Annotated in this window: 22 protein-coding genes; 14 read left to right on the top strand and 8 right to left on the bottom strand. The window is 54.5% G+C overall.

Annotated features, from left to right (window positions below):
* Positions 1-13 precede the first annotated feature (13 nt).
* On the bottom strand, positions 14-661 hold the full coding sequence (locus FIV08_RS09795) for a glutathione S-transferase family protein (protein ID WP_152438180.1): 648 nt from the start codon (positions 659-661) through the stop codon (positions 14-16).
* A 165-nt stretch (positions 662-826) separates the two neighbouring features.
* Between FIV08_RS09795 and FIV08_RS09790 the strand changes: the two genes are divergently transcribed.
* From FIV08_RS09790 to FIV08_RS09770, 5 genes are all read left to right on the top strand, one after another.
* On the top strand, positions 827-1723 hold the full coding sequence (locus FIV08_RS09790) for a LysR family transcriptional regulator (RefSeq protein WP_152438179.1): 897 nt from the start codon (positions 827-829) through the stop codon (positions 1721-1723).
* Positions 1724-2316: 593 nt separating this feature from the next.
* Positions 2317-2685 carry a hypothetical protein gene (locus FIV08_RS09785; RefSeq protein ID WP_152438178.1) on the top strand — a complete coding sequence of 123 codons (369 nt, stop codon included), beginning with the start codon at positions 2317-2319 and terminating at the stop codon, positions 2683-2685.
* An 814-nt stretch (positions 2686-3499) separates the two neighbouring features.
* A complete protein-coding gene (locus FIV08_RS09780) occupies positions 3500-3841 on the top strand; it encodes a hypothetical protein (RefSeq protein WP_152438177.1) in 342 nt (113 codons plus the stop codon).
* A 103-nt stretch (positions 3842-3944) separates the two neighbouring features.
* Entirely contained in the window at positions 3945-4691 is a 747-nt protein-coding gene (locus FIV08_RS09775; RefSeq protein ID WP_152438176.1) for a helix-turn-helix domain-containing protein, read from the top strand.
* A 137-nt stretch (positions 4692-4828) separates the two neighbouring features.
* Positions 4829-5791, top strand: a complete 963-nt coding sequence (locus FIV08_RS09770) for a calcium/sodium antiporter (RefSeq protein WP_152438175.1) — start codon at positions 4829-4831, stop codon at positions 5789-5791.
* Between the two features lie 288 nt (positions 5792-6079).
* Here FIV08_RS09770 and FIV08_RS09765 read toward each other — a convergent pair whose 3' ends face one another.
* The 3 genes from FIV08_RS09765 to FIV08_RS09755 form a co-directional block, all read right to left on the bottom strand.
* On the bottom strand, positions 6080-6904 hold the full coding sequence (locus FIV08_RS09765; RefSeq protein ID WP_152438174.1) for a MipA/OmpV family protein: 825 nt from the start codon (positions 6902-6904) through the stop codon (positions 6080-6082).
* Between the two features lie 85 nt (positions 6905-6989).
* On the bottom strand, positions 6990-8450 hold the full coding sequence (locus FIV08_RS09760) for a TrkH family potassium uptake protein (RefSeq protein WP_228715526.1): 1461 nt from the start codon (positions 8448-8450) through the stop codon (positions 6990-6992).
* Complete coding sequence (locus FIV08_RS09755) at positions 8450-8791, bottom strand: hypothetical protein (RefSeq protein ID WP_152438173.1); 342 nt, start codon at positions 8789-8791, stop codon at positions 8450-8452. Before FIV08_RS09755 ends, FIV08_RS09760 begins: the two co-directional genes overlap by 1 nt.
* Before the next feature lie 192 nt (positions 8792-8983).
* On the opposite strand from FIV08_RS09755, the gene FIV08_RS09750 reads away from it, so the two are divergent.
* The 8 genes from FIV08_RS09750 (at position 8984) to FIV08_RS09715 (ending at position 19256) form a co-directional block, all read left to right on the top strand.
* A complete protein-coding gene (locus FIV08_RS09750) occupies positions 8984-9637 on the top strand; it encodes a potassium channel family protein (protein WP_152438172.1) in 654 nt (217 codons plus the stop codon).
* Positions 9634-11001, top strand: a complete 1368-nt coding sequence (locus FIV08_RS09745) for a TrkH family potassium uptake protein (protein WP_152438171.1) — start codon at positions 9634-9636, stop codon at positions 10999-11001. The genes FIV08_RS09750 and FIV08_RS09745 overlap by 4 nt, the downstream gene beginning before the upstream one ends.
* Before the next feature lie 304 nt (positions 11002-11305).
* Positions 11306-11419, top strand: coding sequence for a K(+)-transporting ATPase subunit F (gene kdpF / locus FIV08_RS19970; protein WP_152438170.1), 114 nt, complete (start codon positions 11306-11308; stop codon positions 11417-11419).
* Between the two features lie 79 nt (positions 11420-11498).
* Complete coding sequence (gene kdpA / locus FIV08_RS09735; protein WP_152438169.1) at positions 11499-13211, top strand: potassium-transporting ATPase subunit KdpA; 1713 nt, start codon at positions 11499-11501, stop codon at positions 13209-13211.
* A 13-nt stretch (positions 13212-13224) separates the two neighbouring features.
* Positions 13225-15243 carry a potassium-transporting ATPase subunit KdpB gene (gene kdpB / locus FIV08_RS09730; RefSeq protein ID WP_416376912.1) on the top strand — a complete coding sequence of 673 codons (2019 nt, stop codon included), beginning with the start codon at positions 13225-13227 and terminating at the stop codon, positions 15241-15243.
* A 10-nt stretch (positions 15244-15253) separates the two neighbouring features.
* Positions 15254-15859: a potassium-transporting ATPase subunit KdpC gene (gene kdpC, locus FIV08_RS09725; RefSeq protein WP_228715525.1), complete on the top strand. Its 606-nt coding sequence runs from the start codon at positions 15254-15256 to the stop codon at positions 15857-15859.
* The gene (locus tag FIV08_RS09720) at positions 15856-18534 is read left to right on the top strand and encodes a sensor histidine kinase (RefSeq protein WP_152438168.1); all 2679 of its coding nucleotides are present in this window, start codon (positions 15856-15858) and stop codon (positions 18532-18534) included. Before kdpC ends, FIV08_RS09720 begins: the two co-directional genes overlap by 4 nt.
* On the top strand, positions 18531-19256 hold the full coding sequence (locus tag FIV08_RS09715) for a response regulator (protein WP_152438167.1): 726 nt from the start codon (positions 18531-18533) through the stop codon (positions 19254-19256). The genes FIV08_RS09720 and FIV08_RS09715 overlap by 4 nt, the downstream gene beginning before the upstream one ends.
* 87 nt (positions 19257-19343) lie before the next feature.
* Here the strand turns inward: FIV08_RS09715 and FIV08_RS09710 are convergent, their stop codons facing one another.
* On the bottom strand, positions 19344-19883 hold the full coding sequence (locus FIV08_RS09710) for a porin family protein (protein ID WP_152438166.1): 540 nt from the start codon (positions 19881-19883) through the stop codon (positions 19344-19346).
* Between the two features lie 261 nt (positions 19884-20144).
* On the opposite strand from FIV08_RS09710, the gene FIV08_RS09705 reads away from it, so the two are divergent.
* A complete protein-coding gene (locus FIV08_RS09705; protein WP_152438165.1) occupies positions 20145-21563 on the top strand; it encodes a TrkH family potassium uptake protein in 1419 nt (472 codons plus the stop codon).
* A 6-nt stretch (positions 21564-21569) separates the two neighbouring features.
* On the opposite strand, the gene glgP is transcribed toward FIV08_RS09705, so the two are convergent.
* From glgP to FIV08_RS09690, 3 genes are read right to left on the bottom strand one after another with little or no spacing between them, the layout of a single operon-like run.
* Positions 21570-24074, bottom strand: a complete 2505-nt coding sequence (glgP, locus tag FIV08_RS09700) for an alpha-glucan family phosphorylase (RefSeq protein WP_152438164.1) — start codon at positions 24072-24074, stop codon at positions 21570-21572.
* Between the two features lie 15 nt (positions 24075-24089).
* Positions 24090-24860: an SDR family NAD(P)-dependent oxidoreductase gene (locus tag FIV08_RS09695; protein ID WP_152438163.1), complete on the bottom strand. Its 771-nt coding sequence runs from the start codon at positions 24858-24860 to the stop codon at positions 24090-24092.
* A 1-nt stretch (position 24861) separates the two neighbouring features.
* Positions 24862-25251: a PilZ domain-containing protein gene (locus FIV08_RS09690; RefSeq protein WP_152438162.1), complete on the bottom strand. Its 390-nt coding sequence runs from the start codon at positions 25249-25251 to the stop codon at positions 24862-24864.
* Positions 25252-25267 lie beyond the last annotated feature (16 nt).

Here is a 25267-nt window from a genome sequence, read left to right as displayed (position 1 = left end):
AGCATCCTCCTGGTCAGCCGGCTTCAGGTAGCGGAGTGCGGGCCATGCCAACAAAACGCTCCTGGCTTTCGATTCTTTTCAGCCAGGCCCGGATCGATGGGTAACCTTCAAGGCTCACACCACCTTCCGGCGCATGAGCGATGTAGCTATAGCCCGCCACATCGGCAATCGTAATCGCGGAGCCCGCGAGGAAATCACGAACCTTCAGCGTTTGTTCCATCACCGCAAACAACCGATGGGCAGCAGCCTTGGCATGCTCGTGATCCAGAGGCGCATTGAACACCGTGACCAGCCGCGCTGCACAAGGCCCGTGGGCAATCTCCCCGGGGGCGACCGACAGCCAGCGCTGGACTTCCGCAGCGGCTTCCGGGCTCTCCGGCAGCCAGTTGTAGCCTGTGGGGTAGGATTTCACCAGGTAGATCAGGATGGCGTTGGAGTCACAGAGGGTGACGCCATTGTCATCGATGGCAGGCACCTGACCAAAAGGACTCATGGCTAAAAACGACGGCGCCTTATGCGCGCCATTTGCCATATCAAGATCAATCGCCTGGTAGGGAAGATCGAGCAGAGCCATCATGAGTTCAACGCGATGGCAGTGACCGGATTTCGGGTGTCGATAGAGCTTTATGGGGGCAGCGTGTGTAGGGAAGTTCGTATTCATAGTCAGATTCCTTCGGATGAGACATTGACCGTTTTTGGCGGCATGGCATTTGTTGCTCATCAAGGGTAAGGTTTTCCATAAACATGCAGTAGGCGGTAATTTTGGAACCTTGATTTCCATTTATTGGAAAGCTTGAGAGGAACCCACAGAGAGGCTCGATACGCTATGCCTGACCGACTGAAAACGATGGCCATGCTTGTGAAAGTGGTTGATAAGGGCAGCATCTCATCGGGCGCAAAGGCTCTGGGAATGCCTGTTGCGACCGTTAGTCGACGGATATCCGAGCTGGAAACCGACCTGAATGCCGAGTTGGTGCTGCGTTCTCCCCGTGGATTGACGTTGACGGATACCGGAATTGCCTACGTGGCAGCATGCCGCAGAATTCTCGACGACGTTGCAGAAATAGAGCGTGGGGCCTCAGGCGAATTTGCAGCGCCTAAAGGAACATTGACCCTAACGGCACCGATTGTCTTCGGGCGTATGCACGTACTGCCGGTGGTCACAGAGTTTCTGCAGTGCTATCCAGACATCAACGTTCGGCTGCAGCTTATCGACCGGCCAGTCAGCCTCAGTGAGGAACATATCGATATGGCCGTTCGAATTGGGCCACTGCCGGACAGCGGCCTGATTGCACGTAAGGTAGGGGAGGTGCGTCGTATCGTTTGTGCAAGCCGGTCATATCTCGAGACCCACGGTGAACCCAAAGCGCCAGACGACCTTGAGGGGGCGCCGTGCATCGTCTTCGACCAGTTTTTAGCGGATCACGCCTGGAGTTTCGAAGCGGCAGGAAAGACACTCCGGATTCCCGTCAACGCACGCCTTCACGTGAATACAGCCGAAGCCGCCCTTGACGCCGCAGAGGCCGGCCTCGGCATCACTCGGGTGCTGTCTTATCAAGCAGCACCCGGAATAAAAGCCGGGCGCCTGGAAGCGATCTTGCAGCCCTGGGAACCGGCGCCTTTGCCTGTTCAGTTTGTCTATGAGCAGCGAGCTCTGATTCCGCAGAAACTGCGTGCGTTTATTGACTTCGCAGCGCCGCGTATTGCGCAGCAGGTTGGATAGATTGACGTTTGATCAAGCGCCAGCGCGTCGAGATCGACTGGGACTTTCGGACCTGGATCCAGAGCTACCTGTGGCTGGGGAGTTTTCGGAAGAACGAGCGGGACTTTCCAGTCACATGCAAGGCGGTCAGTGCCTGTAGTAGAAGAGAGCCGAAGACAGTCTCGGTGAAGGTTTGGGCAATTTTAAACAAAAGCGGACATTGCGCCGGGGGAGTTCTCAAATGGCTTCGGGTGAGTTTGTTTGTCCCACGTATATCAACGACAAAAGTCGAAAAACTTCATAAATCTTCACTAGCTGGGCTTACAAGTCTATGAAAGTTATGAAATAGTTAGTCTCATAAGCGAAGTAATCGAACGAGTCGTCTGCACAAAAATGGATTTTTTTGCGGTTATGCTCTACTTAGTGGTGGCAGTAAAAATTCCAAGCATTTGAAATTAAAGATAAAAAATATGGGTGGCACTCTGGTCGATGCGGATAAGCGTTTGGGTGATAAATGTCATTTGTTGTTGAACCAGCTGTTATGTGGCTAAAGGAATATTGTGCCTCGAATCAAACTCATAAAGTCTTTTGTCCATAACCTTGCAGACTCATATATGAGCACGCTTGGCTGGATCGAGGGAGATTACAAAAGTACATGGCTGTACCGTGCAGCTTTGGAGTCTGGTGTTAGCTGCATAAACATCAATATTCGAAGCGCTACAATTGAACCGGCCGGGCTAAAGCATGAGGCTGTTCTTAAAAAATCACTTCTCGGGTTAAATGAACATTTTGACTCAATGCTGGCCTCGCAGGGAGTGGAAGCTAGTTATGTTCCAGCACTTACATTCACTTTTTTGGCTCCCGAATTGAGCAGTAAAGAGTTGTATCTAATCTGCAATGCTCTAGCAGTAGATGTAACGGGTAAGGAGCATGTGGCAGCCCCAATAGAAAATAGGTATGGGTATGAGATACTCGCCACATAACAAGTCAATTAACTTCGCGCCTTCGGCGCCGGACGCGCTACCGCGCGCCGGTTATTGAGGCGTTATTGGCCCGGCATTCATGAGTTTTTGCTGGGGCGGTGCAAAGGTCTTGGCACCGACGTTGGTTGTAAAGCCCGCTCACTCTGGTGATCGCCAAGCCCGGAATCTTCGCTGTCTGGTTTGGTTGCCACAATGGCCAGTAGCGTTGGTATTCATGGCGTGCCCCAGTCGTGGGGCCGTCCGTCTTAAACGGTAATCGGGCCGGTAGCCTTTGCGTTCTGGTTCCTTTCACCATCCGTCGAGTTGGTGCAAGCTGTCCGGGAGAGGGCATGCGGTCTGGGTTTCCAGGCTCAACCACGGTGGTGAACGGCCATTAACCAGGCGGTCAACCGGACGCCAAAAGCGTACCGCTTTTGGTTCCCTCCGCTGCGCTCCGGCGCCGGTTACCTCAGCGTTAAAGGCCTTGCCCCGGTGTTCTTTGGTTGTGTGTTTAGCTGCAATTTTTGTGGTTGCCGGCAGGCAGAAAACAGCCCTTAGTTGGGCAGTGGTTTTGGCTGGTAGTTTGGTGTTCAAGTCGTGGGGCAATTCGACGCATTCATCGGACAGCTTCCGTCCATTCGGTGTTCTGGTTCCTGGCGCAATGGGTCAAGTTCCTGCAAGGTATCGGAAGTAGGCATTCGGCACTGGGTGCCACAATCAAAAAACGGGTGAACGGCCCTTAACCAGGCCAGGCACAGCGACGCCTTTTTCGTTGCGGCTTCGCCTCCACTACAAAGGCGCGCGTGCTGGCAGCGTTATATGTGCAGAGTGAGCCATGAAGACGTTGCCTGAAAAGATCCAGTGGTACAGAGAACCTGAAGGCAGGAAATGGAAGCGCGTCTGGCATTGTGTGGAATTGTCATTGATCGCGCTATCGGCCATTGCGGTCTCCCTTGTAATGCAGGTTTATGGCGATGGCACGAAAATTCAGTATCCTTTTATTTTTTTGACATTGGTAGTTTCTCTGTCAGCTGCATGTCTGGTGCCATCTGTTTATCAGGTGTCAACGTTCAAGAGATGGCAGATTCAAATTATCATCCTTGGCCTGGGTTGCAGCGTGGGTATCTCGGCGCTAGCGGCTTTCGGTATTCTGGAGCTGCAACATGCCAACATATAACCAGGCCATTAAATTCGCTCCCTTCGGTCGCCGGACGCTCGTTCCTCGCGCCGTTTATGGCGGGCGTTAAACAGGTAGAGAACTGTCGGCATCGAGATCTAATATGAGTTTAAAGAAAAATCAGCATGAGCTGTTTCGACAGTTCTTTGAAAAGCCAACCCGTGCTTTTTTGAGTCAGGTGCTCAAAGAAAACATTGGTGAAACTGATTACTTAGATTTTAAGGCGGAATGGCCTAAATTTGAGCATGTGGCAAAGCATATACTAGCAATGGGGAACTCTGGCGGGGGTGCTATTGTTCTTGGTGTCACAGAGGAGCAAAGTGGCGAGTTTAGCTCTAAGGGGTTAGAAAAGCTTCAAGACAGGGCTGATCTCAACAAGAAGTTGAGGAAGTTTGTTCCAGAGCAGCTAAATTACGAGCTATTCAATTTCTCATACGATAAGGCAGAACCGTCACTGGAAGGTAAAAATTTCCAAGTAATCATGGTTGAGTATTCAGAGAAAATTTTGCCTTTGCTAGCGCTCAAAGAAGGTTCTGGCATTCAATCCAACGTTGCGTATGTCCGAAATGGAACTGAATCAATTCCGGCTAACCGCGAGCAGTTAGAGCAGTTGATTAATGCCAGAATTGACACAGAGTATTCGTCTACACCAACTCTGGAGCTCACGCACCATTTGGAGCAATTAAAAACGCTATGCGAGTACGTCGATAAGTTGGAATATGAAGATCTACTCGATAGTGATTCATTTATGAGGGAGATCATGGAGTTTGCTGGGGATAATGACTATCGAGATTTCTTATACGAAATCATCTCTTCTAAAAAACAAGTTATAAGAAAAATCATACACTGATGGTTTAACAATCGGCTGCACAGCGACCGATTTTCCGCCGCTTTGCGGCTCCAAACCGGCGCGTGAGCCGTGCGTTAACAGCAGTCCAGGCTGATCCACCCAATTTTTATTAAGTTCACAACCGGAAGATCACAATCATGCTGAACCTGCTGTTCGTCGCTATCGGAGTATTGCTTCTGACTAGTGGCGGTGAAGCGCTTATCAGAGGATCTTTGGCAGCCGCAAATAGGCTGGGCATTTCTCCTTTGCTCAGCGGCTTGTTAATTGTCGGTTTCGGTACGTCTGCGCCAGAGCTGGTGGTCTCAGTTGAGGCTGCTCTTAGTGAGCGGCCTGACATCGCAATCGGTAACGTTGTGGGAAGCAATATCAGTAACATCCTGTTAATTCTGGGCTTATGCGCGCTGATTACGCCTCTTGCTGTCAAGCCGCTCGTACTGCGGCGTGATGGTGTCACGGTTGTCGCGGCTAGCTTGTTGTTTATTGTTCTTGTCGGTGGGGATGCTTTGGTAAGGTCTGATGCTGCTATATTCCTTTTGGCGCTCGCCGCTTTTCTGATCTGGGCTTATTGGACCGAGCGCCTTGGGGAGGCACCTTCTGCAGGGTTACACATAGCTGAAGGGGAGGAGGTTACTTCTCTACCAAAAACAACGCTGTGGATAGTCATGGCGGTTGTGCTGGGTTTGTTCCTTTTGATCGTCGGCTCACAAGTGCTTTTAAAGGGGGCCGTGGGAATAGCCGAGTCGCTTGGTGTCTCAGAAGCTGTAATAGGTTTGACCCTTGTTGCGGTTGGTACGTCTCTGCCGGAGCTTTCGATCTCGGTAATCGCGGCATTTCGCCGACATGCCGATGTTGCTATTGGGAATATCCTGGGTAGCAATATTTTCAATCTGCTCGGAATACTCGGAATTTCTGCGTTGCTACAGCCGCTTCCAGTCCATGAGCGAATTCTGCAATTTGATCAATGGGTCATGTTGGGAACGTCGCTGATTTTGTTGTTTTTCCTGTATACCGGCAGCCGGCTCAGCAGACTTGAAGGCGGGTTGCTCCTGCTGGGCTACGGTGTATATGTGGCGCTGAGTTTTATGGTATTCGGTACATAAATTATAGGGGCAGTGAAGTACGCGCCGATTGAGCGATTCTGTCAGTGCTACGCAGTGCGCCTGATGTGTCGGGTGATGGGCGTGTCAGCCAGTGGCTATGATCTGGAGAAGCCCGACTTCCTGGAATCCCAGTCCGAGCTTGAAGCTGATCTGAAGCAGCACAGTATCCTTTCTGTGATTCCGACTCACACACAACTGCGCATAATGTATATTATGTTAAATACGGTATAGACCAGGATGTCGCTTTTGCAGGAGACACAGAATCGTTTACCTCTCCCTCACCCAAAACTAGAAAACATAAATGAAGCCAACACCAATCTCCGCCTCGTAATTGTTGCGCGTGATCGGGCTGTCTGAAACCTCACTCCCAAAGGCTTCGTAAAGAGCCTCACCGAAGATCTGCCAGTTCTTGTGCAAGTAATTACGGTAGCTAACATTGAACCCTGTTGATCTATACCCGCTATCAACATCGGTTGCCGGTAGGCCGGAATCTATGGACTGTTGTGTGGTCACGCCAAAGTCACGGTTGGCAAGCTTGCCATCGTGGAACGTAACAACCGCACCCACTTCCCAGCCAGTGCCGTTGGGCTTGCAGGCCAGGCAGGTTCCTGCCCCGAAAATTCCCAGTGTACCGACCTCGCCTGTTAAGACACGGCCATCCAGAAAGTAACGCCAGTCTTCCGTCAGCGCATGGCGCACTTCCAGCAGCACGGTGACTCCGGAACGTGAATCGCCTAGACCGTCCAGTCTGCCATCGTCTGAGTCACCTTCTTCACGGCCTTCTTCATAGCCGATGGATGATTGAAACAACCAGGTATCCTTTACCAGTGTCCGCCAGCCAATTGCTTCGCCTGCCCAGAAAAACAGGTGATCGCCGGTCCGGTACTGAACACCGCCCGCTGGGTCGACCTCAAATTCAAATTCGTCGGATCCCTCGTAGGCAGTCTCATACTCAACACCCAACCCAAGCCCAAAACCCCAACCATCGCCATTTGTAAAATCGTCAATGGAAGGAAGTGGAACGAGCGCGGTTCTCGCCTCCGTTGCATTTACTGATCCATAACATGATAGAGCGCCAAGAAACGTGACGATTTGAAGGGCTACTTTGTTCATTGTTTTGTCGCCTAGCAAGTAGATGGTGATAGTACGACTAACCCATCGCCATGGATTATTTATGGTACCTCACACACAGCTTGCTCTAGCTCCGCCAAAATTGCGGTGAGAACATCACGAACACGCTCAGCAACTCCAATCGTCCTAAAAGCATGGCAACCATCAACACCCACTTTGCCGCATCTGGTAATGGTTGAAAATTACCCGCAGGGCCGATGGTGTCACCAAGGCCGGGCCCCACGTTTGCGAGTGCCGTCGCCGCCCCCGTCAAACTGGTTACCAGGTCAAGGCCCAATGCGGCAAGAACTGCTGCCACTACCGCTAACGTTGCCAGGAATATAAATGAGAACGCTACGCTGGACGCCACGATTTCATCACTGATGATCCGCCCGTTGTAATGCCTTGCTATAACCGCTCTTGGGTGGAGCAATCTGGATACCTGCTCCCGCAGTAGCAGCATGGATAGCTGGAACCGGAAGATCTTCATGCCACCACTTGTTGAACCGGAACAGCCACCCACAAACGTAAGAAAGAAAAACAGGACCACGACCAGAGGTCCCCATAGCGAATAATCCTGAGAAGCGTAGCCCGTTGTCGTTACAACCGATGTCACATTGAATAGCGCGTGCACAAACGCATCCAGTGGAAACGTTCCGTCATTCCAGATGCGGTATACGGCAATAACGGCTGCAATCAGAAACAGGAACTTTAGGAAAAAGTGAATTTGCTGATCGCGCAGTAACGGCTGAACTTGCCCGTTCAATAGTCTGACGAACAGGAAAAATGGAATACCGCCGAGCATCATGAAAATACTCGCAGCAAAGAGTATCGAAAGTTGGTCAAACTGCCCCATCGAGCTATCTGATGTGGAATAGCCGCCGGTGGATACGGTTGTCAGGGCATGGTTCACTGCGTTGAATAGATCCATGCCCAAGGCCCAGTATGTTAGGATGCAGCCAAATGTCAGCACCAGATAACTGGCAACCAGCCCCCTCGCAAGACGGTTCGTGCGCGGCACGGCTTTCTCCGTCCACTCTGAAGATTCCGTAGCGAACAGCCGCATACCACCAATTCGGAGAAATGGAAGAATCGCTACGGCCATGCCAATGATGCCGATACCTCCCATCCATTGCATGATCGATCGCCAGAGCAGAATGTCTCCCGGGAGGTGGTCTAACCCACTCATTACCGTAGAGCCCGTGGTTGTCACGCCAGAGATGCTTTCGAAGAATGCGTCTGTAATACTCAGGTCAAGATCACTCAACAATAACGGCAGGCTTGAGAATAATGGAATAAAAATCCAGGCAGATACGGTCAGGATAAACATTTGCCTTTGTTTTAGGGCATGGCGGCGTTTTCCGCCCGCTCCAAAAAAACATAACAGGCCAACAGCGCAACAGATACTGGCGGACTTCACGAAAGCCAGCCAATCCGGTGTATCACCGAACATTAGGAGATTTACTGGCAGCGTCATCAGTAAACTGAGCAAAATCAGTAGGAAACCGAGTATTTGGATAACTGGAAGGATATTTAACAGAGGCAGCATCAGGATCGCCCAGACCGTTCACGTATCATTTTTGCCAGCACACAGCCTATGACAGCTCCTGTTAACTGAGAATAAGTAGATAAAGCAGCATAGAGTAATTCGGCTTTGGTGTGGGTATCAATATAGTCACCGGGAAGCGCTGCGATAGTTGAAATTACGGCAAAGAAAAATCCCCATTTGGCACCGTATACCCAAGCAAAAAAAACCACGGGCGCCAAGTAAGGAAAGATGGACGTCACTGGCTGAGGAGCTTGACTGTTCGCCGCTGCCAAAAAACCAAGCCAAGCCAACGCGACTACGATATGACCAAGGAGTTCCGGTTTTAACCGATAGAATTTCATTAGCTAAAAGTCCCGCCCTGCCCGGCTGTCCATTAGACGGCATAAGGAGATCACATCCCGAGAAAAATGAGGACGGCCAAAAGCAAATTTTTACGGTTTTTTTACGGCATAGTTGGAGCGACCGTGGCTGCTTCATGAGAAAATTTTGGTCGCGGCTTCCTGACACATTCTACCGATACCGGATTGACAGCCATGATTGAGAAACAACAGTTTATTGTTATTGGCCTTGGCGTTTTTGGAGCAACCATTGCGCGCGAGTTAACGCGCCTTGGACACGAAGTACTTGGTATCGATTCGGATGAACAGCGTGTAGACCGACTGGCAGAAGAGATTACCCACGCGGTGATCGCCGATGTCACCGACGAAAACTCTCTTATTGAATTGAACGCCGGCAGCTATGATGCGGCTGTTGTCGCCATCGGCAGGAACGTCGAAGCCACCATGCTGGCCACATTGCAGCTCCGGGAGCTTGGGGTAAAAAAAGTCTGGGCGAAAGCGCTGACGAATCAGCATCACCGGATTCTGGAGAGACTTGGAGCCGACCGCATAATTGCACCCGAGTATGAGATGGGGGTGCGGATCTCCCAGGAATTGAACTATCCGATGGTTCACGATTACCTGGGTCTCGACGATGACTATTTTATCGTGGACTTCCATACCACAGCAGACCTCGTCGATAAGACCATTGGAGAAGTGATTAACGGAGAACCGGTAGTAGCACTGATTGTGAAGCGAATGAAAGAAGCCCACCCTCATCCGGATCATACTTGGAAGATTAAAAAGGGCGACAGGATAGTCCTAGGCGGCCAACTCGAAGACTTGAGGGATCTGGTCAACCGTTTATGAAAATCCATTTTCTGGATCTGGTCTCCCACCAGACCAAGGGAAATACCCCCGGCAAACGGGGCATCAACCCTCCCCGACTGCTGCTTGAGTCATTTCTTGTCCTCATTGCGCTTGGGGCGTGTTTGCTCAAACTTCCCGTGGCAACGGTTGAGCAGGTCACCTGGATGGAGGCTGCCTTCACGGCAACCTCGGCGGTGACCGTGACCGGTCTTGTGGTTGTAGATACTGGCAGCCAGTACACCCTGTTTGGACAGCTGGTGATACTGGCTCTGATCCAGCTGGGTGGGCTGGGTTTGATGACCTTCGCAGTGCTCACGGCTCTCGCTTTGGGCTTCAAGTTACGACTGCAGCACCAACTGGTTGCTCAGGAAGCGTTCAACGAAATCTCACTTCAGACAGCCAGACGAGCCGCTGTGTCGATAGCCGTATTTGCTTTGACGGCTGAAGCCATCGGCGTTGTATTACTCGGTCTATTTTTCGTCCCGGAATTGGGGTGGTCAGAGGGTTTTTACCAGGCCTTGTTCTACACGATTTCAGCGTTTAACAATGCCGGCTTCGCCTTGTCGCCAGACAGCCTCTCTACCTATGTCGACCATCCAGGCATAAGTCTGTCGGTAACGGCCCTGTTTATCACAGGCGGTCTGGGCTACATCGTCATCATGGAGCTCTTGGATAAGCGCTGCTGGTCGCGGTTGTCGGTTTACGTCAAAGTCATACTACTAGCCACCTTGCTTCTGAACCTGTTCGCCACCGGCGCCATCCTTATCCTGGAATTTGGCAATCCAGCCACTCTTGGTGCACTGGATAGTTTCTGGGACAAGCTCCTCGCCGCCTGGTTTCAAGGAGTGACACCACGAACCGCAGGCTTCAACACTCTCGATATTGGATCGTTAACCGCCGGCACCAGTGTGCTGATGCTGCTTCTAATGTTCATCGGTGGTGCCCCGAACTCCACGTCCAGTGGTATCAAAATTTCGACTTTCGTCATTGTTCTTGCCGCAACCCGTTCGTTTTTGCGGGGCAATCTGAATGTCAGCTTCTTCAAACGCTCCCTCAGCAGCGAGACCGTACTCAAAGCCCTCGCCACAGCCACCATCGGGATGGCGGTGGTCTTCCTCGGCGTAATTTCACTGAGCATCCTGGTTGAGGATGAATTTCTGGACATCGCGTTTGAGGTGGTTTCCGCGTTCGGCACCGTTGGTCTTTCACGGGGTACGACGGGCGAACTCGGCACCGCCGGCCAGTTGGTCGTCATGGCAATCATGCTAATCGGTCGCCTTGGCCCGCTTACCTTGGGTTATACCCTGACAGTACGACGTAAATCCCATGTTCGCTATGCGAAAACCGAGTTCCCGGTGGGTTGATCAGAAACCGCCCCCTGTGCCCAGCCACTCAACTTGATGAGATTCGTCGGCTGATCACATCCTCCCAGCACCAGAGCCAGAAAGCTAAACAGCAGCACCCTCACATGTGGCGCCAACTCGATAGCGAGTAATGGGAACTTCGAGACAGCAAAAGCATTGAACACCTACCTCTAAATAGCGACCCATTGTTGCGCAAAGTCTACCTTTCCGAACGTTATCGAAGGGGAGAGAGCCCTATTTTTAACGCTTTTTTTACGCCCGCCCCCGTTTTGGTCATCGAATTTTTACGCTCTGCCCCCGCACCATGGAAGTGCGAACTCACAGAAGGAGATTGAGCGTGTCTATTTTCCTGTTACTTGTTTCTGTTGCAGTCGGCGGCTACCTGGTTGCCGCCCTGCTCCGGCCCGAGAGGTTCTGACCATGGCACTGATCGGTATTGGCGTGATTTTGGGGCTGTTTGGCCTGTGTTTCCTGTTCATTGATCTGGAGGAACGGCTGTGAACGAGGTCATTGTAATTTACGCGGTCACGCTTCTTTTGGCGTGGCCCTTGGGTAAGTACATCGCAGGCGTTTTCGGCGGCGCCAGGGGGACGGCAGGCGCCGTCTTTTTGCCGGTGGAAAATGGTCTGTATCGACTGTTTGGTGTAGACCCTTCCCAGCCTATGAGCTGGCAGGGTTACGGCAAGGCGTTGCTGAAACTGCACCTTGCTCTGGTTCTAATCGTCTTCGGCCTGCTGATGGCCCAGGGCTTTCTGTTTCTGAATCCGGACGGTATCGACGGCATGAGCTGGGATCTGGCGCTTCATACGGCAGTCTCGTTCCTGACCAATACCAACCAGCAGCACTATTCCGGGCAGGCGCAGCTCAGCTACCTGGCGCACACCTTTGGCATCGTGACGCTTCAGGTGGTCACACCTGCGGCCGGCATGGCGGTGTTGGTGGCGATTGTGCGCACGCTTCTGGGCCGTTCAGACAAGAAGAAACAACCGGCCGTCGATGGTGTTGTCTCTGTGGGCAACTTCTACGAGGACATCACCCGGGCCATTTTTCGCGTCATGTTGCCGGTCGCTGCGGTGGTGGCATTGATCATTGCCTCCCAGGGCGTGCCGAACAGCTACGAGGGTGCCCGTACGGCCATTCCGCTGGACCAGACCGCTGGTATGGAAGAGCAGAACATTCCGATCGGTCCGGTGGCGCCAATGGTGGCCATAAAGCAGGTAGGCACCAACGGCGGTGGCTGGTACGGCCCCAACTCCAGTGTTCCCCTGGAAAACCCGACACCCTTGAGCAACTTTGTCCAGACAGTCGCTCTCGTGCTGATTCCCGCCGCCCTGGTGTTTGCGCTCGGGTTCATGACCGGCCGGCGGCGCCTGGCCATGGTGGTAATGGGCGTGATGGTGGTGATGTCGGTGTCGCTGACGTCGGTGGCGATATGGTCCGAAAACCAGCCTAACGCCGCCTTCTCTGGACTTGCGGCAGACGGTGAGAACCTGGAAGGCAAAGAAGTCCGGTTTGGTGCCACCGCAACCGCACTCTGGGGCAGCTGGACCACCCAGACCTCGAACGGGTCGGTCAACGGCATGCACGACAGCTTTAACCCCATTGGCGGCATGGTTCCGATGATCGACATGTTCATCAATGTCACCTTTGGTGGTATCGGCGTGGGTCTGATCGGCTACCTGCTCTTCCTTCTGTTGGCGGCCTTCCTTGGCTCACTGATGATTGGCCGGGCACCGGAAATTGCCGGTAAGGCGCTGGAAACCCGGGAAATGAAACTGGTCTGTATCGCTCTGCTGATCCAGCCCCTCCTGATCCTTGGTTTCAGCGCCATTACCGTTGCCTTCCCGGCGTTGACCGGCAACTCCAATCCGGGCTTCCACGGCATCAGCCAGGTGATATACGAGTACACCTCAGCCTTTGCCAACAATGGCTCCGGCTTTGAAGGCCTCGGCGACGACACCGTGTGGTGGAACGTGACATGTGCAGTCAACCTCGCCCTCGGTCGTTTCATTCCAATCCTGGCGCCCCTGGCCATCGCGGCCTCGCTCGCGGCCAAGCGTTCCGCTCCTGAAGGTCGCGGCAGCCTGAGCATCGACACGCCCACCTTCGGGCTGATGACCCTGGCGGTGATTGTGATGTTTACCCTGCTGAGCTTTATGCCGGTGCTGATTCTCGGCCCGATCGCTGAAGCCCTGGCTCTGATGTCCTGAGTGGAGAATGATGATGTCCAAAAGAACCCCCAAAATGACTGACTCACTTGATCTGGGCACAGTTGTCGGCCAATCCATCAGGCGGCTGACGCCGAAGGATCTGGCCCGTAACCCGGTCATGATGGTCGTCGGTATCGGAACGGTAGTTACGTTTTTGCTGGGCCTGAGCCATCTCGCCCAGGGCGCCCCGGCTGGTATGGATTTCGCCATCAGCGCGATCCTGTTGTTCACGGTGCTCTTCGCCAATGGCGCCGAGTCTGTCGCGGAAGCTCGCGGCAAAGCTCAGGCGGGTGCGCTCCGGGCAACCAGGAAAGACCTGAAAGCCCGCAAACTCGATGGCGAGCAACACAAGGACGTGGCCGCCACAGACCTTCGGAAGGGTGACCGGGTGCTGGTAAAACCGAACGAACTGATCCCGGCTGATGGCGAGATTGTGAAAGGCGCCGCGACTATCAATGAGTCGGCGGTCACTGGTGAATCTGCGCCGGTGCTTCGGGAAGCAGGTACCGACAACAGCGGTGTCAGCGCGGGCACCAAAGTGTTGTCGGATGAGATCGTGATCGAAGTAACCGTCGACCCGGGCAATTCACTGCTGGACCGCATGATCGCCCTGGTGGAAGGCGCAAAGCGCCAGAAGACACCCAATGAGCTGGCGCTGTCAGTGCTGCTGGCCGCCATGACCCTGGTGTTCTTGATTGTAGTGGTGACTTTGGTGCCCTTTGGCGGATTTGTCGGCGCCACACCCTCCTATTCGGTTCTGGTGGCCCTGTTGGTGTGCCTGATACCGACGACCATCGGGGGCCTGCTGCCGGCCATCGGCATTGCCGGTATGGATCGTGCCATGCGCGCCAACGTGATTGCCAAGTCCGGTAAAGCGGTGGAAGTGGCAGGCTCTATCGACACACTTTTGCTCGATAAAACCGGCACCATCACCCTGGGCGATCGAAAGGCAACTGCATTCGAACCGGTTCGGGGCGTGGCACCGGGTACCCTTAGGGATGCCGCACTGCTCACGTCTCTGGCAGATCCCACCCCCGAGGGCAAATCCGTTGTCGCTCTGGCTCGGGACAAGGGCTCAGACGCCGAGGCAGCCGAGGGCACGGAATTCATTGCGTTCTCTGCCAACACCCGCATGTCCGGTGTGGACCTGCCGGATGGGCGGATTCTCCGCAAGGGCGCAACGGATGCCATTCGAAAATTTGTCACGGAGAACGGCGGCAACTACCCCCAGGAAACAGACACTCTGGTTGACCGGGTCGCCAAGAACGGCGCCACTCCACTGGTGGTTGCTGAAGGTAATCGGGTACTCGGTGTGATTGCCCTGTCGGATGTAATCAAGTCCGGCATCAAGGAGCGTTTCGCCAAGCTTCGGGACATGGGTGTAAAGACGGTGATGATTACCGGTGACAACCCGATAACTGCTGCGGCGATTGCCGCCGAAGCGGGTGTGGATGATTTCATCGCCGAAGCCACACCGGAGCAGAAGCTCGATATCATTCGCAAGGAACAGGCGGAGGGCCGCATGGTGGCCATGATGGGGGATGGCACCAATGACGCCCCTGCCCTGGCTCAGGCGGATCTTGGCCTGGCCATGAACTCGGGCACGCAGGCAGCGAGGGAAGCCGGCAACATGGTGGATCTCGATTCCGACCCCGGGAAATTGCTCGCTGTGGTTGAAATTGGCAAGCAATTGCTGATAACCCGGGGTTCGTTAACCACCTTCTCCCTGGCTAACGACGTCGCCAAGTACTTCGCAATCCTGCCAGCGCTGTTTGTCACCAGCCTGCCGGCCCTGGATGCCCTGAACGTGCTTGATCTTGAAAGCCCGATGAGCGCGGTGTTGGCCGCCACCATCTTCAACGCATTGATTATCCCGGCTTTGATCCCCTTCGCCCTGAAAGGCGTGCAATTCAAACCGGCAACTGCAACCCAGCTGTTGCGTCGTAACCTTCTGATCTTCGGACTGGGAGGCCTGCTGCTGCCGTTCGCGGCCATCAAGGCCCTGGATCTGATGCTCACCGTGGTTATCTGAGGAGAATGACATGATGACTGATTCAAAAACCAGGGCCGTCACCCGGTCCGCTTCCTGGCTCCCTGCGGTGCGCGCCGCCGTTGTCCTGATCCTACTGTGTGGCGGACTGTATCCCCTGCTGGTTACAACGGCCGGAAAAGTCATGTTTCCCCATCAGGCATTGGGGAGCATGATCATCGTGGACGACAAGATCGTCGGATCAGAACTGGTGGGTCAGCGGTTCGTCGCCCCCGAGTACTTCCATGGTCGGCCTTCCGCGGCCAGTTATGATCCGTTCTCCGTCGGAGGTTCGAATTACGCGGCCAGCAATCCGGAGTTGAGGGTCCGCGTTGCGGAGGATTCCGCGGCCGTTGCCGAGCGGGAGGGTATTGCCCCGACGTCCATCCCTGCGGACCTATTGGCAGCGTCGGGCTCCGGCATAGACCCTCACATTTCGCCAGAATCGGCTATGATACAGGCCGAGCGTGTGGCCATGGCTCGTGACATTCCGGTTGCGCGGGTCAATGAATTGATTGCGGAGCACACGGAAGGGCCTACCCTGGGGATTTTTGGCCAGCCGCGAGTTAACGTTCTCAAGATTAATCTGGCACTGGATGGCAAGGAGTTGAACGATTGAATCATGGCGATCCGAATCGCCCCAACCCGGACGCGCTCCTGAAAGCCCAGGAGCGTGATTCCGCCGGCGGGCTCAAGATCTTTCTGGGCGCAGCCCCGGGGGTGGGGAAAACCTATCAGATGCTCCAGGCGGCCCATGAGCTGAAGCGTCAGGGTGTGGATATAGTCGTGGGTGTGGCGGAAACTCACGGGCGAGCCGATACGCTCGCACTTTGTGAGGGCCTTGAGCAGCTCCCGGCAAAAGAAGTTGAGTACGCCGGGAAACACTTCCGGGAGTTCGATGTCGATGCCGCCCTGGAGCGGAAACCGGAGGTTCTGCTTCTTGACGAACTGGCCCACCGCAATATCCCTACCTCCCGGCATCCACGACGTTACCAGGACATTGAGGAACTGCTCGACCAAGGTATTACTGTCTGGACAGCGATCAATATTCAGCACCTGGAAAGCTTGTCAGACGTAGTGGCCAGTATTACCGGCGTGCGGATGCGGGAAACCGTACCCGATTCAATTCTTGAACGGGCTCGGGACATCGTGCTCGTGGACCTGACACCCTCGGAGCTGCTTGAACGCCTGAAACAGGGCAAGGTTTACGTGCCTGAACAGGCTCGGGCAGCGATGGAGGGGTACTTCTCACCTTCAAACCTATCTGCCCTACGGGAAATGGCGGTCCAGGCAATCGCCGAGCGGCTGGATTCGGATGTCCGTGAAACCATGCAATCCCGTGGCATCGAAGGTCCCTGGCACATCCGCGCCCGAATGCTGGTTGCCGTAGACGGGTCTGGGCAGGGTGAAACCCTGGTTCGGGCAGCACGGCGACTCGCCGAGCGACGGAAAGCGCCCTGGACCGTGGTCACCGTGGACAGTGGCCGGGCAGGCGCCGACGAACGCCAACGGCTGGAAAAAGTGTTCGACCTGGCCACCCGCCTGGGCGCAGAGGTCAGAACGCTACGCGGATACGACGTGGCCGGAGAAATCCTGGCCTTCGCAAGAGAGCAAAACGTCACAACCCTGATTCTCGGCCGCTCCCACAATCGCTGGTGGCACCTACGAAAATCCACCAGTCGTAAGTTGCTGAAAGAGGCTGAGGCCTTTGAAGTTACCTTTATACCAGTGCCAAGAAAACAACGGCGTCGGCTTGCTGAAGCCGCCGGCCATCCGGTCAGATGGAGTGACTATACCTGGGCCGTCGGTAGCGTGGCTGCTGCAACCGCCATTGCAATGGGAATGCAAAACGTTCTTCCGCTGGGCAACCTGTCCCTGATATTTCTGACATCTGTATTGTGGGTGGCCGCCCGAACCGGTATTCGGCCAGCCCTGTTTACGGCGGCTCTGAGCTTTCTGACCTACAATTTTTTCTTCACAGAACCCCGTTTGACCTTCCAGATGGCCGATACGGATGAGCTGCTGACCGTGGTGTTCTTCCTGATTATCGCTGTCATGGGAGGTAACCTTGCCGGCCGATTGCGGGACCAGGTCCAGATGCTTCGCGCCTCGAATGATCTCACTGATGCTCATCTGCAGTTTACCCGCAGGCTCGCCTCCGCGCCTGATATCACCTCTGTCCAGACCGAGGCGGTCGAGGCTCTCTATGCCCAGCTCAAGCTTCCTCTGATTATCGCCCAACGGAGCCCTGAAAATGATGCAATTGAAGTGGTGGTTCAGGGCGGCCCCTCTCACTTACTAAACGATGCGGCACGATCGGCCATTGATTGGGCCATCCGTAACGCCAAACCCAGCGGTGCTTTTTCTGACACGCTGAACAGCCTTTCCTGGCGCTTTGAACCGATTGAAGCAGACGGTGAAGTCTACGGCGTACTCGGTTTTCGAGTGGAGGATATGACCCCGGAGTACTACCGGGGCCTGGCCATCAACGTTTACGTGCATCAATTGGGTTTGGCATGGTTTCGTACCCGCCTGGCGGCCAATCTGTCAGCATCACGGGTGGCAGAGGAAACCGAACGGCTGCGCTCTGCCCTGCTATCTTCCATCTCCCACGACCTGAGGACACCGTTATCCTCCATGATTGGCTCTGCCAGCACGCTGAAATCGATGTTCGACCGGCTCTCGGACGAGGATCGCGATAGCCTTCTGGATTCAGTGCTCGGTGAAGGCGAGCGTCTGGATCGCTACATCCGGAATCTGCTGGACATGACCAAACTGGGCCATGGCACCCTCAAGATCGAACGGGACTGGATTGCTTTCACCGACATCCTTTCGTCAGCGCTCAGGCGCACCAGAAACCTGATGTCGAAAGTCCGTGTCGAACGGGAGGTAGAAGAGGACCTTCCGTTGCTTTTCGTGCATCCGGCGCTTATTGAGCAGGCATTGGTCAATGTGCTGGAGAACGCCGCCAAGTTTGCGCCCAATGACTCAACGCTGTCTATCCTCGCCCGCAGGAAGGAAGACGAATTAATCATAGCGATTTCGGATGAGGGACCGGGCATACCAGAAAACCAGCGGGGCCAGGTATTCGATATGTTCTTCACAGGCGGCGAAGGAGACCGGGGCCCTCATGGTAGCGGGCTTGGCCTGGCTATCTGTCACGGCATGGTTGCGGCTCATGGTGGCCGGATTCAGGCATTGGCTGGCGAAAATGGTGTCGGTGCGACCATCGAAATAGCCCTGCCCCTGATAGAATCGCCTGAGCGAGAGTCTAATCGGGAATCCAGTGAATGACTACACCAGCACATAACCGGGAAAAGCCCTGCATTCTGATCATCGATGACGAACCGCAAATACGTCATTTCCTGCGCATCAGCCTGAAAACGGAAGGCTACGAACTGCTTGAAGCCGAGAATGGAGAGGCCGGGCTGGGGCTTTGCGCGAGGCACTCACCGGATCTCGTAATTCTGGATTTGGGGCTTCCGGATATGGATGGCTCAGAGGTGCTGGCCGGTTTGCGGGAGTGGTCATCAGCTCCGGTTATCATTCTTTCGGTGCGGGATCGGGAACTGGAAAAGGTAAAAGCCCTGGATCTTGGCGCGAACGACTACGTCACAAAACCGTTTGGCATCGATGAGCTCCTTGCACGAGTTCGAACCCAGTTGCGCATACACCAGAAAGGAAAAAGCGCAGTAGCTCCTGAAACCTCGGCCATTTTTGATAACGGTGAGCTTAATATTGATCTAGCTATGCGCAAAGTCACGGTAAGCGGTGACCCTGTCAGGCTGACACCCAAGGAGTTTGCCGTACTGAAGGTCCTGCTGCTTGCGTCTGGAAAGATCGTCACTCAGTCGCAATTGTTAAAGGATATCTGGGGCCCGACACATACCACCGATACTCACTATCTGAGAATTTTGATAGGAAGGCTCAGACAAAAACTGGGGGACGATCCAACAGAGCAGCGCTATATTCAGACTGAACCCGGCGTCGGTTACCGGTTTCTGGGAATCTCCTGAATCGCATTAGGGGAGGCGCCTCAACGCCCCTCCCGCAACACACTGTTTTGGTCATTGCAGGAGGGCAATCGCCTGGTTAATTCTGGCTCAGAAGTTCATCTGTATACCCAGACCAATACCATCAACCGTCACGTTACTATCATCGTAGTAGCGCATGTACTCCAGGTTTCCTGACAGATTCTGTGCAAACTTGAAATTCACACCCGCACCGTAGGAAAAGTCAGAGTCGTCATCGGTCTGGGGACCAATTTCGGCCTCGATTCTGGTGAAACCAACCACGGCATACGGAGTTACCGGGCTTTGGTTTGCCATGTTAATGGTGGCGTATCCACCAAAGAAGTTATCAAGTTTGGCTTTCTGACCGAACAGGCGGTCATCGTCTACACCAAAACCGGCGCGGGCCTCTATGCCCAGAAATTCGTTGGCCATGACGCCCACTTTACCGGACAGAGTGCCAACATCAGCGCTGCCGAAGCCGTCAAAGTCCACATCCATAAAGGTATAGTTCAAGCCAGCGTACAAACTGCCCACGCCAGACTTATACATATCCTGCGCAGATGCAGCCCCAGCCATAGCGATGCCTGCAGACGCAACCGATGCGAGTAACAGATTCTTTCTTACGTTCATAACCGGTTCTCCTTGTTCCTTATGGGGAGCTGATGAGTAACGCTCCTTTTTACAACTTGCATCACAGAGACGCTGTTTGCCATAGCCAGGTTCCGAATTTACGTTGCTTTTACAGGGATTTAATTTGGTGTTAATGGCCCGTGCGTTCGCCTGTTTCCTTGCGGAAGCCCGGTACCGCGGGTATCCTGACGCCGTCTCTTTGTCAGCTGGCGCGGGCGCACCTTGAGAAACCTTTACCCTGTTATTTTTATTATCAGCGTCATGTTTATACTTCTCAGTGTTTTCATGACTTTACCGGTTGTTCTTCTGGCACTTGCAGGTGAGGATGTACCAAACGCGGTAGCCTTCGCCCAGTCTGCCGGAATAGTATTCCTGCTCGGTGCGGCCGGTGTGTTGTCAATGTATCGGCAACCCAGGGATCTCAAGCCCCGCTACATGTTTGTTCTTACCGTCTCCAGCTGGTTGATCATCGCCCTGCTCTCATCTATTCCCTTTTACCTCAGTGGCAACGGTATTTCTGCAGCGGATGCGTTTTTTGAGGGTACCTCCGGCATTACCACAACGGGTGCCACGGTGCTCAGCGGTCTTGATGATATGGATCGGGATCTGCTGCTCTGGCGGTCCATCCTGCAATGGATCGGCGGCATCGGTATCATCGGAATGTTCGTTGCGGTGCTTCCGTTCCTGCGCGTTGGTGGTATGCGGCTGTTCGCGACAGAATCGTCTGAATGGACAGACAAAGCCTTGCCGCGCATGAAAACGCTGAGTCGTGGCCTGCTGATTGTTTACCTGGTGTTCTCGGTGGTTGCGGTGGTTACCTACTGGCTGTCCGGCATGAGTCTGTTTGATGCCTTTAATCACGGCTTGACCAGCATTGCCACCGGTGGTTTCTCCACCTCTGATCTGTCGATGGGCAAGTTCAGCGATCTGATCCTGATGGAAGCCACGTTGTTCATGATCATTGGCAGTTTGCCGTTCTTTTTATTCGTTCGTGAAATGCATGGGCAACACGGTGTTCTGTTTAAAGATCAGCAAGTTCGACTGTTTTTGACAATTCTCTTTACGGTTCCTGCGCTGCTCACGCTCTACCGCTGGTGGGTGTCGCCGATCCCGTTTGATCCCTTGCATAATTACGTAGCAACGCTGTTCAACGTAACCTCGGTGGTCACCACAACAGGCTACGCATCGGAAGATTACGCCGCCTGGGGGCCACTGGCTTTTGTGGTGTTCTTCTTTCTGATGTTTGTAGGCGGCTGTTCCGGCTCGACCTCTGGCGGCATGAAGATTTTCCGTTTCCAACTGTCGCTGATCATTCTTCGGGAACAGCTGATGCGGCTGCTTCACCCAAGGGCGGTCTTCACCCGGAACTACAATGGGCGGGCGGTCAGCGACGAGATTATTTCATCGATGATTGCCTACACCTTCATTTTTCTGCTGTGCCTGTTGATTATCACGGTGCTGCTGGCGTCACTTCAGCTCGATTTCGTGACAGCCCTGTCTGGCGCCCTCACCTCTTTAACCAACGTTGGCCCGGGGCTGGGTGACATTATTGGTCCGTCGGGTAACTTCTCTCCCCTGCCGGATGCCGCCAAGTGGATCCTGTCGGTGGGTATGCTGATGGGCCGGCTGGAAATTCTCAGTGTGGTGATCGTGCTTTCACCCGGGTTCTGGCGCGGCTAACGCCCATTAGCGATACCAGAGCACGTGCTGATCCTCTAACGGGATATGAAGCAGCGGGTGGTGTGGGCGAATCCTTGGAGTGTAGTGATCCTCCGGCCGGTCTGGTACCGATACTGAAAACAGGTAGCTGTCTTCAGCGCCGGGCAGGCTTCGTTCAAGCTTCATAGGCTGAACAATGCGCCCACCGTGTTCCGAAGCCTCAGCCACCAGCTCGATCATCACCTGTTCTGGGCTTAGTCCGTCCAGGTACACATCTAGGGTAAACACCCGTGTGCCGTCTTCCTGTTGGCTGGTGAGTCTTCCAAAGCGCAATCTTGCCCAATGCTGGGCAATTTGTTGCTGCCATTGAAGCAATTGTCTGGCGGTTTCAGGGTTCCTCTGATGGCCCTTGGCAATCATCGGCAGGTAGAAAGCATCAACGTATTCCCGAACCATGCGATTGGCGGAATAACTGGCCGTTAACTGGTCCATGCTGGCTCGCACCCGTTGTAACCAGTTCGCCGGCAATCCCTCGCCGTTGAGCTGGTAGAACTCGGGTACCACTTGCTTCTCCAGCAACTCGAAGAGTTCGTTTGCGTCGGCGTCATCATGCTGGTCGGAATGGCTGAGTTCTTCAAAAGTGGCGCCAGGCCGAATGGCCCAGCCCACGTTCTCGTTCCAGGCTTCTGCCCACCAACCATCGTATTGGGACAGGTTCAGGCCACCATTCACAAGCACCTTCATACCACTTGTTCCACAGGCTTCCCAGGGGTGCCTCGGGCAATTGAGCCACACATCCACGCCCTGAATAAGCTGGTTGGCCACGGCAAGGTCATAGTCCTCAATGAACACTACCCGGCCCTCTGCCTCGGGGCGCCTGGAGAAATCTTTCCAGCGTTTGATAAGCTCTTTTCCGGCTTGATCATGAGGATGGGCCTTGCCTGCCAAAACAATCTGAAGTGGCCTGTCGCGGCAGCAGAGTAACGCCAGCAGTCTTTCTGGGTCTTTTAGCAGGAGATCCGGGCGTTTATAGCTTGTAAAACGTCGGGCAAACCCGAGCGTGAGGGTTTCCGGGTCTAGCAGCAGGCCGCACGCGGCCTCGACACTGGTACCAACCTTGTGTTCGCAGTGTTGGCTTCGCAGGCGTTTGCGGAGATAACTGACCAGCCGTTTGCGCTGGTTCCTGCGCATCTGCCAAAGCTCGTTGTCGGTGATGGGCTGCAGCGGGCAGGATTGTGTTAACGGCCGGCGCCAGCGCTCTTGGCCGCACGCCCTGGTCCACAAAGCATCGGATTCCGGTGAGTCCCAGCTGGGAGTGTGCACGCCGTTGGTCACGAACTCGGCCGGGATGTCGTCAGCAGGCCAGCGCCCGAACCAGTGCTGGAAAATTGCCTGGGTAACTTTGCGGTGGATCTGGCTTACACCGTTAAAGCGGCCGCTCATCCCAAGCGCAACGCCAGCCATGTTCAGATCGCGACTGCCACCGTTGGCGATTTCAATGAGGTTCTGTAGGCAGTTTTTGTTCTCGGAAAGCCAGGGGGAGAGGTAGAGTTCTGCCAATTTCGGCGCAAATCGATCAAAACCGGCGGCCACCGAGGTATGGGTGGTAAACAAGTTGGTGGCGCGGGTAGCCAGTCGGGCCGTTGCAAAATCCGATTGATTTGCCTTCTGCCAGCAATGGGCACGTTCGATCAACGCCAGTGCACTGTGTCCCTCGTTGATATGGCATACGGCAGGCTTGCGCTGCAATAGCTCCAGCAATCGCCAACCGCCAATACCCAGTACCATTTCCTGTTGAATACGTTTTTCGGGGTCGCCACTATAGAGTTCACTGGTGATGCCCCGGTCGCCGGGTTCGTTACGGGGGTCGTTTGCATCCAGCAGCAGTAATTCGCATCGGCCGACCTGGCCTTTCCAGGCCCTTAATCGAACGTCCCGTCCCGGGAACGGAACCGTCACCCTTGCCCACTCTCCGCTTGGGTCTCTCACAGGTGCCACCGGCAGCATGGTTGGGTCGTTGTAGGGGTAAAACTCCAGTTGTTCGCCGTCAGCACTCAGGGCCTGGCGAAAATAACCCTGCTGGAACAGCAGGCCGACCGCCATCACCGGCACGCCGAGATCACTGGCAGCTTTGAGGTAATCTCCCGCCAGTACGCCGAGGCCGCCGCTGTACAACGGCAAAGCCTCAGACACACCGTATTCCATACAGAACCAGGCAACGCCCTCACCAAGTTGGCCATCGCAGGTATCGGTATACCAGGTATCTGCCGCGTTGAGTGCCTGATGGTGACTTATCTGGGCCTGGTAAACCTCGAGGAACTCGGGATTCTCCGCCAGAGCCAGTAAATGTTCAGAAGACACGCTGTTGAGCACCAACCATGCGTTCTGCGTAGACTCCCAGACATCTTCATCCAGCAATCGCCATAGCTGATCACTGCCATGGTGCCAGCTCCAGCGCAAATCATGCGCCAGTGGAATAAGCCCCGACAGCTGCGCTGGCAGGGCCCGCATGGTGTATGCAGCGAGCGTCATGATCTTGGCCCGGTGTTAATGCGCCGTGTAGCCGCCGTCGATAACCAGTTCGCTGCCAGTGATAAACTTGGACTCGTCAGACGCCAGGTAAACGATGCCCCAGGCAATGTCGTCCGGCTCACCCATGTGGCCCAACGGATGCAAGGCCGCAGTCGCCTGCCTGGCTTCTTCCGGGTCCATGCCGGTGGTTTTCAGGTGATTCTCAACCATGGGCGTCCAGATGAATCCGGGGTGAATCGAATTAGCGCGAATCCGGTCTGGTGCATATATCATCGCGTCGGTCTTGGTCATCAATCTCACCGCGCCTTTCGACGCGTGGTAAGGCGGAACATCTGGAGCGCTTACCAGGCCGTAGATGGATGAAAGATTGATCAGGCTGCCGCTGCCCGCTTTTTTCATGTGCGGTATCGCGTGCTTCGTGCAGAAGAAAACACCTTTCACATTAACCGCCTGGACCCTGTCCCACTCCTCCTCTGTCAGTTCATGGGTCGGTTTGTTGGTGCCGGATATACCGGCATTGTTCACCAATACGTCGAGCTTGCCGAATTTATCCGCAACGCTATTGATAGCCTCTTTTACCTGGGCCTCGTCTGCTACATCGCAATGCCAATAGGCCACCTTGTAACCCTTGGCGGCCAGTTCCGTGGCGAGCGCTTCACCGGCCTGGTCAAGAACATCCAGTATGCCAACCGCTGCGCCCTCTTCCACCATACGTTGAGCCGCGGCCTTGCCTATTCCAACGGCTCCGCCTGTCACTGCTGCTACCTTGCCTGCTAATCGTGCCATGTTATCCATTCCTTCTTGCGGCGATTCTGTGGGTGCGGTCTGTGCCGCCCTCTACCCTGAATCCAGTTAGCAAATATTGGTTCTGCAGCCACTGGACCAACTCTGTAATCACGTCCACCTCGTTATCCGTGCCATCAAACCCCAAACCAAGTCCGCCGGAAGAGCGGCGAATAACGTGCGCCTTCAGCACACGGTGGCAATCCCGTCCCTGATCCGGGAGCTTGAAGGCCAGCTGAATGGGCTGGTTCAACCGGATGTCGGCGTAATCGGTCGCCACAAACAATCCTCGCCGGGATGCGTCCTGGATTTTCCCGGTGGCTACCGGCATTCCCCTTTTGTACACCAGTATAGGTAATTCACCCTCAATGCGCTGGCTAAGCCGATGCTCCATGATATCCCCCTGCATT

Origin of the sequence: Marinobacter sp. THAF197a (genome assembly GCF_009363275.1) — a bacterium.
In the GTDB taxonomy this organism is placed as follows: domain Bacteria; phylum Pseudomonadota; class Gammaproteobacteria; order Pseudomonadales; family Oleiphilaceae; genus Marinobacter.
Note: the sequence above shows the minus strand (reverse complement) of the source record. Positions and strands in the feature narration are given on the sequence as shown.

Excerpts from the sequence above, each read along its gene's own strand:
- FIV08_RS09755 (WP_152438173.1), bottom strand. The coding sequence starts at position 8,791 with ATGAAATTCTATCGGTTAAAACCGGAACTCCTTGGTCATATCGTAGTC.
- FIV08_RS09785 (WP_152438178.1), top strand. The coding sequence starts at position 2,317 with ATGAGCACGCTTGGCTGGATCGAGGGAGATTACAAAAGTACATGGCTG.
- FIV08_RS09690 (WP_152438162.1), bottom strand. The coding sequence starts at position 25,251 with ATGGAGCATCGGCTTAGCCAGCGCATTGAGGGTGAATTACCTATACTG.
- FIV08_RS09695 (WP_152438163.1), bottom strand. The coding sequence starts at position 24,860 with ATGGCACGATTAGCAGGCAAGGTAGCAGCAGTGACAGGCGGAGCCGTT.
- FIV08_RS09715 (WP_152438167.1), top strand. The coding sequence starts at position 18,531 with ATGACTACACCAGCACATAACCGGGAAAAGCCCTGCATTCTGATCATC.
- FIV08_RS09710 (WP_152438166.1), bottom strand. The coding sequence starts at position 19,883 with ATGAACGTAAGAAAGAATCTGTTACTCGCATCGGTTGCGTCTGCAGGC.
- kdpC (WP_228715525.1), top strand. The coding sequence starts at position 15,254 with ATGATGACTGATTCAAAAACCAGGGCCGTCACCCGGTCCGCTTCCTGG.
- FIV08_RS09790 (WP_152438179.1), top strand. The coding sequence starts at position 827 with ATGCCTGACCGACTGAAAACGATGGCCATGCTTGTGAAAGTGGTTGAT.
- FIV08_RS09795 (WP_152438180.1), bottom strand. The coding sequence starts at position 661 with ATGAATACGAACTTCCCTACACACGCTGCCCCCATAAAGCTCTATCGA.
- FIV08_RS09705 (WP_152438165.1), top strand. The coding sequence starts at position 20,145 with ATGTTTATACTTCTCAGTGTTTTCATGACTTTACCGGTTGTTCTTCTG.
- kdpF (WP_152438170.1), top strand. The coding sequence starts at position 11,306 with ATGGAAGTGCGAACTCACAGAAGGAGATTGAGCGTGTCTATTTTCCTG.
- glgP (WP_152438164.1), bottom strand. The coding sequence starts at position 24,074 with ATGACGCTCGCTGCATACACCATGCGGGCCCTGCCAGCGCAGCTGTCG.
- FIV08_RS09745 (WP_152438171.1), top strand. The coding sequence starts at position 9,634 with ATGAAAATCCATTTTCTGGATCTGGTCTCCCACCAGACCAAGGGAAAT.
- kdpB (WP_416376912.1), top strand. The coding sequence starts at position 13,225 with ATGTCCAAAAGAACCCCCAAAATGACTGACTCACTTGATCTGGGCACA.
- FIV08_RS09770 (WP_152438175.1), top strand. The coding sequence starts at position 4,829 with ATGCTGAACCTGCTGTTCGTCGCTATCGGAGTATTGCTTCTGACTAGT.
- FIV08_RS09750 (WP_152438172.1), top strand. The coding sequence starts at position 8,984 with ATGATTGAGAAACAACAGTTTATTGTTATTGGCCTTGGCGTTTTTGGA.
- FIV08_RS09780 (WP_152438177.1), top strand. The coding sequence starts at position 3,500 with ATGAAGACGTTGCCTGAAAAGATCCAGTGGTACAGAGAACCTGAAGGC.
- FIV08_RS09765 (WP_152438174.1), bottom strand. The coding sequence starts at position 6,904 with ATGAACAAAGTAGCCCTTCAAATCGTCACGTTTCTTGGCGCTCTATCA.
- FIV08_RS09760 (WP_228715526.1), bottom strand. The coding sequence starts at position 8,450 with ATGCTGCCTCTGTTAAATATCCTTCCAGTTATCCAAATACTCGGTTTC.
- FIV08_RS09775 (WP_152438176.1), top strand. The coding sequence starts at position 3,945 with ATGAGTTTAAAGAAAAATCAGCATGAGCTGTTTCGACAGTTCTTTGAA.